This is a genomic window from Nocardiopsis sp. KDC1DS13DA1, assembly GCF_055632325.1.
In genome coordinates, this window is sequence record NZ_JBVMUY010000029.1 from 1 (window position 1) to 12,423 (window position 12,423).

The following is a 12,423-nucleotide window of genomic DNA, read 5'->3' on the forward strand; positions in this document are numbered from 1 at the left end:
CAGGGTGTCCCCGCCTGAGCGGGGCGGGTGTTCGGTCACGGGTCGACGGGGGTCGCCCCCCACGCCCGAGGTGGAGTTCCCACTGTACGAGGCCTCGACCCCCGGCAGATCCGCCTGCGGCAGGACACCGGCGCAGGTGTCCGCGGTCAGCACGATGCCGGCACGGACCAGGGCCGGCTGTCTCACTTCAACGTGCGCCCGGTTGCCGAGGGCACCAACGACCCGGTTCACGGGAGCATCGCGGTGCTGCGCGGACACGATTCCCGGCGACTGACCCGATGGGTGCCAGCACTGCCGGCCGGAGCCCGTTCATACTGAAAGTGCAGGCCACAGACCGTCAGTCTCACAGCCCCGAACCAGCACCACGATCAGGGTCTACGCCGCGCACGCCGGAAGGGCCGGGGGTGCGTGGTCATGGACGCCTGGGTGCGGACGACCGCCGGGCGCATCACCGTCCCTGGTCTGCTCGGCTGGCTGACCGGGGCTGCGTCGGCCTGCGCGCGGTGGTGCTCCGCCCGTTCGAGGGGCGGGGCCAGCCGCGGTGGGAGAAGGCTGTGACCTTGGGTTTTGAACAGCGCGGAATCTCCAGTGCTCGCTGGCGTCCTACAGCACGCCGATGACCAGGGACTCTCGGGCGGTCTCGATGACGGTTACAGCGAGGTCTCTGTGCCTTCGCCGCTGGAAGCCGCATCGTCCGCCAGTTCCTCCGTATCCGCCCGGTCGTTTGCACCGCCGTCCGGTTCACCGTGGGGGCGTTCGTTGGCGCGCCGTATCAGCTCCAGGTCGGCGTGCGCCATCCACCCGTGCTTCGAGTAGTGGTCAGCTTGCTGCCGTTCCTGCTCTTGCTCGCCCAGTCTGCGCAGCGTTTGGGACGCCTTCGGTGCGGCGTCGGGGTGGTTGGTGTCGATGGCGCGCATGTACCAGGTACGGGCCTCCTCCACCCGCCCCTGCCCGGCCTCCAGGGCACCGAGGTTGTTCATCGCGTTCGGTGCGGCGTCGGAATGGTCGGTGTCGATGGCGCGCGTGTACCAGGCACGGGCCTCCCCCACCCGCCCCTGCCCGGCCTCCAGGATCCCGAGGTTGCACATCGTTTGCGGTGCAACCTTGGGGTGGTTGGTGTCGATGACACGGGTGTACCAGGTGCGGGCCGCCTCCACCCGCCCTCGCTCGCGCTCCAGGTTCCCGAGGTTGTACATCGAGCTCGGCGTGTAGTCGGGGTGGTTGGTGTCGATGGCGTGCATGTACCAGGCACGAGCTTCCTCCACCCGCCCCTGCCCGGCCTCTAGTGCACCGAGGTTGCACATCGCGTTCGGTGCAGTGTCGGAATGGCCGGTGTCGATGGCACGGGTGTACCAGGCGCGCGCCTCCCCCACACAACCCAGCCTCTCCTCCAGAAAACCGAGGTTGTTCATCGCGTTCGGTGCGGCGTCGGAATGGCCGGTGTCGATGGCGCGCATGTACCAGGCGCGCGCCTCCCCCACACGATCCAGCTTCCGCTCCATAAGCCCGAGGTTGTTCATCGCGTTCGGTGCGGCGTCGGAATGGCCGGTGTCGATGGCGCGCATGTACCAGGCACGGGCCTCCCCCACCCGCCCCTGCCCGGACTCCAGGATCCCGAGGTTGCGCATCGTTTGCGGTGCAACGTCGGGGTGGCCGGTGTCGATGGCGCGCATGTACCAGGTGCGGGCCGCCTCCACCCGCCCCTGCCCGGACTCCAGGTTCCCGAGGTGGTTCATCGCCTTCGGTACGACGTCGGGGTGGTGGGTGTCGGCGGCGCGGGTGTACCAGGCGCGGGCCTGGGCGATCCGCCCCTGCCCGGACTCCAGGTTCCCGAGGTGGTTCATCGCCTTCGGTGCGGCCTCGGGGTGGCCGGTGTCGACAGCGCGGGTGTACCACTTGCGGGCGGTTGCGGGATGGTCGTTGTTCTTGAACCAGGTGGCCAGCCCGTTCATGGCGTAGGGGTCGATGTCGGCGTCGCCGTGGCCGAGGAGCCGGTCGGCGGTGGTGTGGGCGCCCAGGCGCAGGGCGGTGTACCCGAGGTCGCGGCGTTGGTGTCCGTCGAAGAAGGTGTCGGCGTAGGTCCACATCTGGTCGGCGACCGGCCAGGCGACGCTCTCGCCCTCCTGGTCGGCGAGGGCGCTCAGCAGGGGGTGGGGGGTGTAGTAGGTGCCGCTGCCGTCGGTGCGCTCATCGACCAGCAGCGGCCGGTCCCTGGTGGGGGTGGTGGCCCAGGCCAGGGCCTGCTTGTAGCGGTACTGGGAGAAGTCCGCACCCGGCGGACGGCCGGTCAGGGCGTTGCGGTAGGCCCGGTACAGGTGCGGGAGGATGGCGCGGTTCAGGCGGCGGGGCGGGTCGAGGCGGGCCCAGTCGGTTACCGCCCGCAGTAGCGCGATGCGGTCGGTGGCCTCTTCCCCTGTTCCGCGGGTCAGGGCGGTGCGGACCTGGTTCCAGGACACCAGCAGGCGGCCCAGCAGCAGGTCGCCGCCTTCGTCCAGGACCGGGTGCAAGTCGGCGTAGGCGTCCTCGGCGCGGATCCGGTCGCGCTCGGTGCCGGTCAGGGTGGGCAGGTCGATCACGGCGGCGTGTGCCTGGACGTGGTCGCGCAGGGTTGCGGGGATGCGGTGCCCGGCCATGACGGCGGTGTCCAGGGTGGCCAGGATCCGTAGCCCTTCGGGAAGGGTGGCGGGGTCGAGGCGGGCCAGTTCGGTGTAGCGGTCGGCGGTCAGGGCGTCCAGCCAGAGCACGGCCCCCCGGTCGTCGCGGGTGTGGGTGCCCGCGGTCTCGACCATGGCCTGCAGGGAGATGGCCGGGTCCTCGAGGAAGGCTGCCACGGTGTGGTCGGCGAGCAGACGCTGGGCGGCGTGGGCCAGGGTGCGGGTGGCCCCGGCCAGGCGGGGCCCGGACACGATGACCAGCCGCTGGTCCGCATCGGCCAGGGCCCGGGCGAGGTCGGGGTCGGCGTCGCGCTCCAGGTAGGGGTTCTGGGCGTCGGCGGCGAACCGGCAGGGGTGGGTGCCCAGGTCGCGGGCGGACAGCTCGCCCAGCAGGCGGGGGCGGCCCTCGCGGGTGGTCACCGAGGGCCACAGCCGGGGCACGGGCGCCGTGGGCAGGGCGGGGGCGGCCCAGTGGGTGAGGGCTCCCGCGGCGCCGGCGCAGAGCAGTGCGGCGATCAGCCAGGCCAGGCCCGTGCGGTCGAAGTCGGTGGGGTGGACCTGGTTGATGGAGATGCCCACCGCGACGGTCAACACGGCGGTAGCGGTTGCGGCCGCCCACGGGGCCCAGGCGCGCGCGCTCATCGCACACCGTGCAGGGGCGGGGGGTGGTGGCAGGTGTGTGGGGGCACGGCAGGGCTCCTCCTCGCTCAGGGCCGGGCCGGTCATCTGATCAGACGGGCCAAGTGCCGATCGGGTTGCCGTGTGGTCGCGCTTGGTCGCAGGCGCGGTGGCCCGCGCGCGGGGGTGGCGGCTTCGGCGCTCCTCGGCCGGTCACTGGAGTTGTGCCCGCCCGGGCCCCTGCGCGACCTTCACCGGTCGTGCCGGGTCGGTTAGGGTCGCTTCAGGAAACGGCTCTTCTGTGAAGGGAACCACGCATGACCGCGTCCACCACCCCGGGGAACACCGCCCAGGATCGCGGCGAGTTCTCTTCACGAAAGGTGGTGACCGTCCTCGGCGCCCCCACGAAAGGCGACGGCACGCTCGCCTCCTGGACCGAGGCCTACCTCGCGGCCGCGGTGCGCGGGGTGCGTTCGGCGGAGGTCGCCGCCAAGGTCGCCCGGCACCTGGAGCGGTTCCGCGCGTGGATGGTCGACGGGTTCGGCCACGACCGGCTCACCGCGGTGACGGCCCGGGAGGTGGCCGCTTGGCGCGACCACCTGGCGGCCGAAGGGATTGTGCGGCCGGATGGGGAAGCGGCGCCGATGGCTGCGGCCACGGTCAACAACCACCTGGCGCACCTGTCGGCGTTCTTCACCTGGACCTGCGTACACACCCCCACCGGCTGGCACCTGACCGACCCGACCAAGGGAGTGGACGCGCTGCCGCTACCCGCTCCGCAAGTGCGGGCGCTGTCGGAGGCGCAGGTGCGCACGGTCAAGAGCGTGCTCGACCGGCTGGAGAATTTCCACCGGCTCAAGGGGCGACGCTACCAGGGCCGGGAGGCGGTTCCGGCCCGGCACCGGCACGCCCGGCCGCTGCGTGACCGGGCGATCGTCCACGTGCTGTTGGGCGCGGGGCTGCGCCGGGCCGAACTCGTTGGCCTTGATCTGGACCAGCTGGTGCCGCACGAGGTCGGCGAGCTGCGGCGGGTGAAGAAGGCTCGCCTGGTCGACGTGCGCGGCAAGGGCCGCACCCAGCGCACCGTGTTCCTGGGCAAGGATGCCCGCACCGCGCTGGCCGACTACCTCGAACACGAACGCCCCGGGGACGTCGACGGCGAGTCGGCGGCGCTGTTCCTGGCCGCTGGCTCGATCGCCTCCCGGCGAGTGGGCGGGCGGCTGTCGCCGCGCACGGTCAACACGGTGGTTGGCGAGGTCGGGCGCCTGCACGACGCGGAAGTCGACGGCGAGCGGCGGCTCGGCACGCTGCGGCCGCACGACGCGCGGCACACCTTCGCCTACCGGCTCTCGGCCGCCTCCGGGCACAACCGGCCCGAGCTGGAACGCCGCCTGGGGCACGCCAATGACCGGTACCTGAAGCTGTACACCAACCCGCCCGAGGACGTGGCGGCCGGATGGGCCGAGGAGCTGTGAAGGCGTGGACGAACCCCCACCCCACTTGTCCGGGATCGGCAGGGGCCAACGGGAGGAGGCGATGCGCCGCTTCGCGGTGCTGCGCCCGCACCTGGAAGAAGGCGTGCCTTTGACAACGGCGGCCGCGCAGGCCCAGGTGGCCTACCGCACCGCCCAGCGGTGGCTGTCCCGCTACCGCGCCTGCGGGCTGGCGGGCCTGGCACCCGCCTCGCGCCGGGACCGGGGCAGGCGCCGCTTCCCCGCCGAACTCATCACTCTGATCGAAGGGCTCGCCCTCCAGCGCCCGGCACCGAGCGCGGCCACCGTCCACCGCCGGATCCGCCAGGTCGCCGACGAGCAGGGATGGCCCGTCCCCTCCTACGCCACCGTCCACGACGTCATCGCCCACCTGGACCCGGCCCTGACGGCGCTGGCCCACCAGGGCACCAAGCGCTACCGGCAGGCGTTCGACCTGATCCACCGCCGCGAGGCCGAACGCCCCAACCAGATCTGGCAGGCCGACCACACCCGCCTGGATGTGTGGGTGCGCACCCCCTCGGGCCAACCGGCCCGCCCCTGGCTGACCGTCATCGAGGACGATCGCTCCCGCGCGATCGCCGGATACGCCCTCAACCTCGGAGCGCCCTCGGCGCTGAACACCGCCCTGGCGCTGCGCCAGGCCATCTGGCGCAAGGAAGTGCCCGGCTGGAGCGTGTGCGGCATCCCGGAGGTCTTCTACACCGACCACGGCAGCGACTTCACCTCCCGCCACCTGGAGCAGGTCTCCGCCGACCTGCGCATGCGCCTGGTGTTCTCCCTGCCCGGCCAGCCCCGCAGCCGCGGCAAGATCGAGCGGTGCTTTCGCACCCTGGACCAGATGTGCCTGCCGGAGCTACCCGGATACGCCCTGCCCGGGACCACCGGCCGCGCGGATCGGGCCCGGCTGAGTCTGCGCGAACTCGACGAGGCGATCGGCGCCTTTATCACCGGCACCTACAACCACCGGCCCCACAGCGAGACCGGACAGATGCCCCAGCAGCGCTGGGAGGCCGACGGTTTCCTCCCGCACATGCCCGAGCACCTGGAGCAGCTCGACCTGCTGCTGCTCACCGTGGCCACCCCGCGCAAGGTCCACCCCGACGGCATCCACTACAGTCCCTGCGCTACCTGGATCCGGTGCTGGCCGCCTACGTCGGCGAGCAGGTCACCATCCGCTACGACCCCCGCGACCTGGCTGAGATCCGCATCTTCCACCGCGAGGCGTTCCTGTGCCGGGCGATCTGTCCCGACCTGGCCGGACGCACCGTGGGGATCAAGGACATCGTCGCGGCCCGCAACGCCCGCCGCCGCGAACTCCGCACCACCCTGCGCGACCGGACCAACGTTGTGGACCGGCTCCTGGCCGTCCACACCGAACCCGCCTTCGAGAAGCCCGCACCCCCGCCCGCCGACGACGTTGCCCCGCAACCGCGGCTCAAGCGCTACCGAGAGGAGTGCGTGGCGTGGACCAGGTCCCCGACGACGACCGCTGGGAGGAGAAGGTCCGCGCGGTCGAGGAAGCCCTCCCCGATCCCCAGCCCGACATCGTCCCCGAGCCCACCCCCTTCGTGGTGACCAAGGAGCACCGCCGCTTCACCGAGTTCGCCGACGCCTGCCGCCGCAACCGCTACATCGGCCTGTGCTACGGCCCGCCCGGAGTCGGCAAGACCCTCTCGGCCCGCCGCTACGCCCACTGGGACGAGCTGGAGCCCCACCTGCTGCGCTGGCGGCGGAACCTGTCGATGGGCCGGGACCGCCCCGAGTGGCACACGCTGCTCTACACCCCGACCGTGCAGGCCAGCCCGCGCACCATCGACAAGGAGCTGGGCGAGCTGAGCACGCACCCGTCGATCGTGCGCGCTGAGGACTCCTACGACCGGCGCACCTTCGGCAAACCGCACGGCAGCGTGCCCTACGTCGAACTGCTGATCGTGGACGAGGTCGACCGGTTGCGGATGGCCGCTCTCGAACAGTTGCGCGACCACTACGACCGCAGTCGGATGGGGCTGATCCTCATCGGCATGCCCGGCATCGAGAAACGCCTGGCCCGCTGCCCCCAGCTCTACAGCCGGGTCGGGTTCGTCCACCACTACCGGCCGCTGTCGGCTCAGGAGCAGGCGTTCGTCCTGGCCCGGCACTGGCCCCACCTGGGCCTGGGGGAGAGCGAGGACTTCACCACCGCCGAGGCGGTCGCCGCGATCACCCGGATCACCGGTGGGAACTTCCGGCTGACCAGCCGCCTGGTGGCCCAGATCGAGCGGATCTTGGAGATCAACCAGATGGCCACCATCACCAAGGAGGTCGTCGAGACCGCCCGGGAGTCCCTGGTCATCGGCGTGCTGTAGTACGCCACCGAGCGCTGGAGGTTCCACACCACCTAAAACCCAAGGTCACAGAGAAGGCGGCCGACTCCGGGCACGCCGTGCTCCGCTCACCTGGTGGGCGGGCCCTCGCCCAGCGCGGGAACGGGGCCGAGACTCACGTCGTGGATGCGCCACCCGCGGCGCGGCGCAACCTCGTCGCGAGGCGATCGAACGCCGCCGCGAGCGCGTCTCCGTCGATCACCTCGATGTCGACGTCGAGCTGGGTCATCCACAGCGCGAGCCGGTCCGGATCGTCGGAACCCAGTTCGACATGGCACGTGGACTCGTCGACCGCCTCGATATCGACCGGGACCGGGATCTTGGCGGCGACCCTGGCGGCGGGGGCATGCACGAGTACCCGGGCGCGGTACCTCCAGGCCGCCTTGCTGACGCGTCCGACGACGTACTCGACGGCGTTGCCCTCCGGGATCGGGCGCGGCTGGAACCGCGCACCCGTCGGTGCGTGCGCGACCATGCGGTCGACACGGAAGACCCGCCAGTCGCCACGGTCGAGGTCCCACGCGAGCAGGTACCAGAGCGGCCCCCAGCTCACCAGCCGTTGCGGTTCGGTGTGGCGGGCCCCTTCGCTGCCCCCGGGCTTGGTGTATCCGAACCGAAGCCGTTCGCGGCCGCGGATCGCGGCGGCGACCGCGCCGAGAACCGCGAGGTCGAGCGGCGGTCGCGCCCCTGGAACGACGCTCGTCGCCTCGCGTACCGCCTCGACGCGCCGGCGCAGGCGCGAGGGCAGCACCTGCTCCAGCTTGGCGAGCGCGGTGAGCGATGTCTCCTCGACGCCGAGCCCCTGGGTCGCGACCGCACCCAGTCCGACCGCGACGGCGACGGCCTCGTCGTCGTCGAGCAGCAGTGGGGGCATCGCCGTCCCGGCGGCCAGCCGGTACCCGCCCGCGACACCGGGGCGCGCGTCCACGGGATAGCCGAGCGACCGCAGCTTGCCGATGTCGGCGCGCACGGTCCTCGTGCTCACCTCGAGCCGACCGGCGAGCTCGGAGCCCGTCCAGTCGCGCTTGAGCTGGAGCAATGACAGCAGTTCGAGCAGGCGGGCCGAGGTCTCCAACATGTTCTGCATCATGGCAGCGATCGCGGAAGCTCACCTGCCGCATTGCCTGGAACCGTCGGTGTCATGAACGAGGACAACGCACTCGCACCGTTTCGCATCGACATCCCGCAGGCCGACATCGACGACCTGCGTCACCGGCTGGCACACACGCGCTGGCCGATCCCCGTGCCGGGCCGAGACGATCGCACCGACTTCAGCCGCGGCATCCCGCTGGTGTACCTGAAGGAGCTCGCCGAGTACTGGCGTGCGGGGTTCGACTGGCGTGCGCAGGAGGAGAAGCTCAACGGGTACCCACAGTTCACGACGGTCGTCGACGGCCAGACGTTCCACGTCGTCCACGTGCGGTCGACGAACCCGGAGGCCACCCCGCTGATCCTGAACCACGGCTGGCCGGGGTCGTTCGTCGAGTACCAGCGACTCGTCCCGCTGCTGACCGATGATTTCCACGTGGTCATCCCGTCGCCGCCCGGGTTCGGGTTCTCCACGCCGCTGTCAGGGACCGGCTGGGAGCTGGCGCGGACGACGGACGCCTACGCCGAGATCATGACGCGTCTGGGCTACGAGAGGTTCGCGGCCCACGGCACCGACATGGGTGCGGGCACCACCGGCCGTCTCGCCGCGCTCTACCCGGAGCGCCTCATCGGCACGCACCTGGGCGCCGATCCCCGGTGGCTCGGGTTGGTCGGCGACAAGTTCCCCTTCCCCGACGGTCTGTCCGATGACGAGATCGCCCAGATCGAGGCGGTGCGCGCCGAGGACGCGGCCGATCGCGGGTATCTGCTGATGCAGAGCCACCGTCCCGACACGATCGGCGCGGCTCTCACCGACTCGCCGGTCGGCCAGCTCGCGTGGATCGCCGAGAAGTTCAGGACCAGGGCCGACGGCGTCGACCGAACACCGGACGAGACGGTCGACCGCGACCAGCTCCTCACGAACATCAGCCTGTACTGGTTCACGCGCAGCGGCGCGTCGAGCGCGCAGTTCTACTACGAGTCCGAGCACTCCGGGGTCGACGTGGTCATGGGGACCGGGGTGCCGTCCGGATGGGCCGTGTTCGACACCCACCCGGTCATGCGCCGCGCGATGGACCCGTGGAAGGCGGTCGGCCACTGGAACGAGTTCACCGAGGGGGGCCACTTCCCCGCGATGGAGGAGGCGGAGCTGCTCGCGGATGACATCCGCGCCTTCTTCCGCGGCATGTCCTGACCCGCTTGCGGGGTCCGCGGGTCGCCAAGGCCCGTTCGGGGCCCGGCCGGTCCGGCACGTCCAGTGCCTCGTCGTCCTCGCCTCCGGCGGCGTTAGGTAACGCCTCGGTCCCGCCCCGCCCGCACCATCGCAGGGTCGGGACCGGGCTGACCACCGCACCGTCGGGCGGGGTTTTGGGCGAAAAGCGGTGGGACCGCGGAAGGTGACCGGCGGGAGCGCGACATCCGGGAAGACCGCCGCGCGTCTCGACCTGTCCGGCACCGGGACGGTGCGCCGTGCCGATCTTTGCCCGCGGGTCCACCCGAGCCGGGCATGCCGGGTCGGCCCTCGGGCCTCGAACAAGTCGGCGACTTCGGGGAACACCGCCTGGTCGGCATCCCCGGATCCTCGTCGCCGGTGCCCTGGAAAGCGTACGGACAGGACGGGCCGCACACCTGGCACGCCCCGCGACCGTGTGCGCGGGCAGCGGCCCGGACCGGCGGTGGACACGGGTCCGGGCCGTTGCCGCGCGGGCTCAGACCGGGTCGGGACCGGAGCCGGAGGCGAGCCGATCCAGGAGGGCCGCCATCCGCTCCCTGGTGGCGGCGTGCGGTTCCTCGCGCTCGGCCAGGCGGAGCAGGGACGGGGCCTCCTCGGGGAGCGGACGGTCCCGCCACGCCTCCAGGGCCGCGACCGCCTCAGCCCGTGCCCCGACGCACCGGTTGCGCAGGCCGGTGCGGACGATCGGCCAGCCCGAGCCCGGGAACCGGGCGATCGAGCGCAGGACCCACTCCAGGGCCCGGTCGTCCTCACGCCCGGGCCCCACCGACGACGTCTCGGAGGGCCCGGTGGCCAGTGCGTCGAGCGGCAGCAGCGTCTCGGCGAGTTCCAGCAGGTCGTCCACACGTTCCCTGGAAACCCAGCGGAAGGCCCAGTACCAGGCGAAGGTGTCCCCAGGTGCGACGCGCAGGCGCCGGAGGACGTCGTGGAACGGCCGCAGCCCCAGCCGGTGGGCCGCGCTCATCGCGGCGCCGAAGTCCTCCCCCTCGGGGTCGGCCAGGTGCGCACGGACCGTCGCCGCCCACTCCGGGCGCTCCAGGATCCGTGCGAACCGTCGGCCGAGCCGGTTCACCTCGTCGGCCGGGTGTCCCAGGTCTCCGGGCTCGCCGAGCAGGTAGCTCCGGATGTCCGCGAGATCGGCGAGCCGTCTCGGGGTGGCGGGCGCGTCCTCGATCAGCTCGGCGTAGCGGTCGAGTGCGGCGAACGCGTCGGGGTAGTCCACCAGTCCCTCGGCGGGGCCGCCCTCGGCCAGGGCCATGGCGCCCAGGACCCCGCCCGCTCCGTCGAGCAGTCCCTCGTCCGCCTTCCCGTCCGGTCCGGCAGCGGTGAGAGCCTCCAACAGTCCGCCGTGCACGGCGGCGAAGTGGCCGAGGTACTCGTCCATGACGCCGTTGCGGAACCCCTCACGCAGCAGCCAGGCGCGGACGTCGGGATCGGTGGTGCCGCGCAGCCGCCGCACCGCGTGGATCCGGCCCCACCCGGTGGCCCGGCGGGCGAGCCGGAACAGGTCCGGTTCGGGGTCGGGTACCGCGCGCCGCAGCGCGACCGCCGCGTAGAGCGTGAACTCGTCCAGCGACCCCAGCAGGACCAACAGCTCGCGTTCGCGCTCGTCTCCGCACAGCCCCAGGAGCACCAGGGCGGTCTTGACCGCGTCGCGGTGGGTGCCGTGCTCGGCGATCCACCGGGCGAGCACGCGTGCGCGGCGGCGGGGCACCCGGCGTGCGGCGAGCGGTTGGACGAGGTGGTCGGCGACCGTCAGGGCGTCGGTCTCGGCGAAGGTGTCGTGGACGCGCCGGGCCGCTGCGGTGTCGGGCGGGCCCTCCACGGTTCGGGCGACGGCCTCGGCCAGGGTGTCGGCCCGCTCCGGGTCCGAGGCGACCCCGAAGTGGTGGGTGCGGATCCCGTCGAGGACGACGCTGCGCATGGTGTCGTCGGCCCAGCCGGGAGGGTCGTCGGGGAACGGTCGGCCGTCGTCCGGCCACGGGGGATCGCCGTGCTCGGCGAGGAGGGAGGTGATGTGCTGGAGAAAGGTGGTCCGTCCGTCGGCGGGCTCGCCGAGGCTCCACCGGGGGGCGCTCAACGGCCCGGGCGGAGGCCGCCCTTCCGTGCGATGCGAGTCATCATGACCGCGAGGGTAGCCCGATTCGCCCTCCGGCGCGAGTCCGGCCCTGACGGCGCCCGCGCTCCGCGAACCCTCCCGGAGCGCGGGCGCCGTGCGGCGTTCAGGTACCGGAACGGGCCGCGACGGGAGAGGCGGCGGCCTCCGGCACGGCCCTGATCAGCAGCCACAGGATGAACGAGATCTCCGCGATCGCCGCCGGGGTCATGGCGAAGGCCGAGATGCCCGCGCCGAACTCGGGTGCGAGCAGGCGCGAGAACACGTCCGTGAGGTGGCCGCAGCATCCGATCACCAGCAGGACGCCCAGCGCCTTGGGGAAGTGGTCCGACCTGAAGACCAGGTAGCCCAGCGGCAGCAGCCACAGGCCGAAGTAGGTCTGGGCGATGAGGTAGCCGTCCTGCTGCATCCCGGTGAGCAGCAGGGCGAGCTGGTCGGAGGCCGCCGCGCCCAGGGCGTCGGCGTGGTCCTGGTCGGTGACGACCCGCAGCGCCGCGTTCTGGTGGAGCAGGTTGAGGGTCTGCATCGCGACGCTGACCGCGACGACGGTGACCATCGCGGCGGCGGCCGGCTGGCTGACGTGCCTGAGCAGCAGGTACAGGGTCATGGCCGTCATCAGGAAGGCGATGGCCCCCACCAGTTCGCTGACCAGGCCGACGCGGAACAGGGTGGCCGAGGCCTCGATGTTGTCGGCGGTGGCCCCGGCGTCCCCCGGCACGGCGATCCGCGTGTTCACCACTCCGGCGAAGATGGTGAACACGGCGACGAGCAGGTACAGCAGGCCCGCGATCCGGGCGAGCCTCCTGGGTCCGGTCACGCTGTGGTCCTCTCCCTGTGCGCGAAGGCGGTCGGTCGG

The 12,423-nt window shown here is 72.1% G+C and carries 8 protein-coding genes and 1 pseudogene; 5 read left to right on the plus strand and 4 right to left on the minus strand.

Annotation, left to right across the window (positions count from 1 at the left end; all coding sequences use genetic code 11):
- Nucleotides 1–650: 650 nt before the first annotated feature.
- A complete protein-coding gene (locus ACTVAJ_RS18090) occupies nt 651–3,296 on the minus strand; it encodes an SEL1-like repeat protein (protein ID WP_470389361.1) in 2,646 nt (881 codons plus the stop codon).
- 293 nt (nt 3,297–3,589) lie between these two features.
- Here ACTVAJ_RS18090 and ACTVAJ_RS18095 point away from each other — a divergent pair, with 293 nt between their 5' ends.
- The 4 genes and pseudogenes from ACTVAJ_RS18095 to ACTVAJ_RS18110 all read left to right on the plus strand — a co-directional run bounded on the left by ACTVAJ_RS18095 (nt 3,590) and on the right by ACTVAJ_RS18110 (nt 7,110).
- The gene (locus tag ACTVAJ_RS18095; protein ID WP_470389362.1) at nt 3,590–4,747 is read left to right on the plus strand and encodes a tyrosine-type recombinase/integrase; all 1,158 of its coding nucleotides are present in this window, start codon (nt 3,590–3,592) and stop codon (nt 4,745–4,747) included.
- Between the two features lie 61 nt (nt 4,748–4,808).
- Nucleotides 4,809–5,546: pseudogene (locus tag ACTVAJ_RS18100) on the plus strand (DDE-type integrase/transposase/recombinase); the annotation flags it as partial.
- A 59-nt stretch (nt 5,547–5,605) separates the two neighbouring features.
- Nucleotides 5,606–6,340 carry a Mu transposase C-terminal domain-containing protein gene (locus tag ACTVAJ_RS18105; RefSeq protein ID WP_470389363.1) on the plus strand — a complete coding sequence of 245 codons (735 nt, stop codon included), beginning with the start codon at nt 5,606–5,608 and terminating at the stop codon, nt 6,338–6,340.
- A complete protein-coding gene (locus ACTVAJ_RS18110) occupies nt 6,229–7,110 on the plus strand; it encodes an AAA family ATPase (protein ID WP_470389364.1) in 882 nt (293 codons plus the stop codon). Before ACTVAJ_RS18105 ends, ACTVAJ_RS18110 begins: the two co-directional genes overlap by 112 nt.
- A gap of 133 nt (nt 7,111–7,243) precedes the next feature.
- Here ACTVAJ_RS18110 and ACTVAJ_RS18115 read toward each other — a convergent pair whose 3' ends face one another.
- Entirely contained in the window at nt 7,244–8,206 is a 963-nt protein-coding gene (locus ACTVAJ_RS18115) for a helix-turn-helix transcriptional regulator (protein ID WP_470389365.1), read from the minus strand.
- A 63-nt stretch (nt 8,207–8,269) separates the two neighbouring features.
- Between ACTVAJ_RS18115 and ACTVAJ_RS18120 the strand changes: the two genes are divergently transcribed.
- Nucleotides 8,270–9,412 (plus strand): epoxide hydrolase family protein, encoded by a 1,143-nt coding sequence (locus ACTVAJ_RS18120; protein WP_470389366.1) that lies wholly within the window; start codon nt 8,270–8,272, stop codon nt 9,410–9,412.
- A gap of 514 nt (nt 9,413–9,926) precedes the next feature.
- Here ACTVAJ_RS18120 and ACTVAJ_RS18125 read toward each other — a convergent pair.
- Entirely contained in the window at nt 9,927–11,531 is a 1,605-nt protein-coding gene (locus ACTVAJ_RS18125) for a hypothetical protein (protein WP_470389367.1), read from the minus strand.
- Nucleotides 11,532–11,673: 142 nt separating this feature from the next.
- Nucleotides 11,674–12,384, minus strand: a complete 711-nt coding sequence (locus ACTVAJ_RS18130) for a DUF4386 domain-containing protein (RefSeq protein WP_470389368.1) — start codon at nt 12,382–12,384, stop codon at nt 11,674–11,676.
- Nucleotides 12,385–12,423 lie beyond the last annotated feature (39 nt).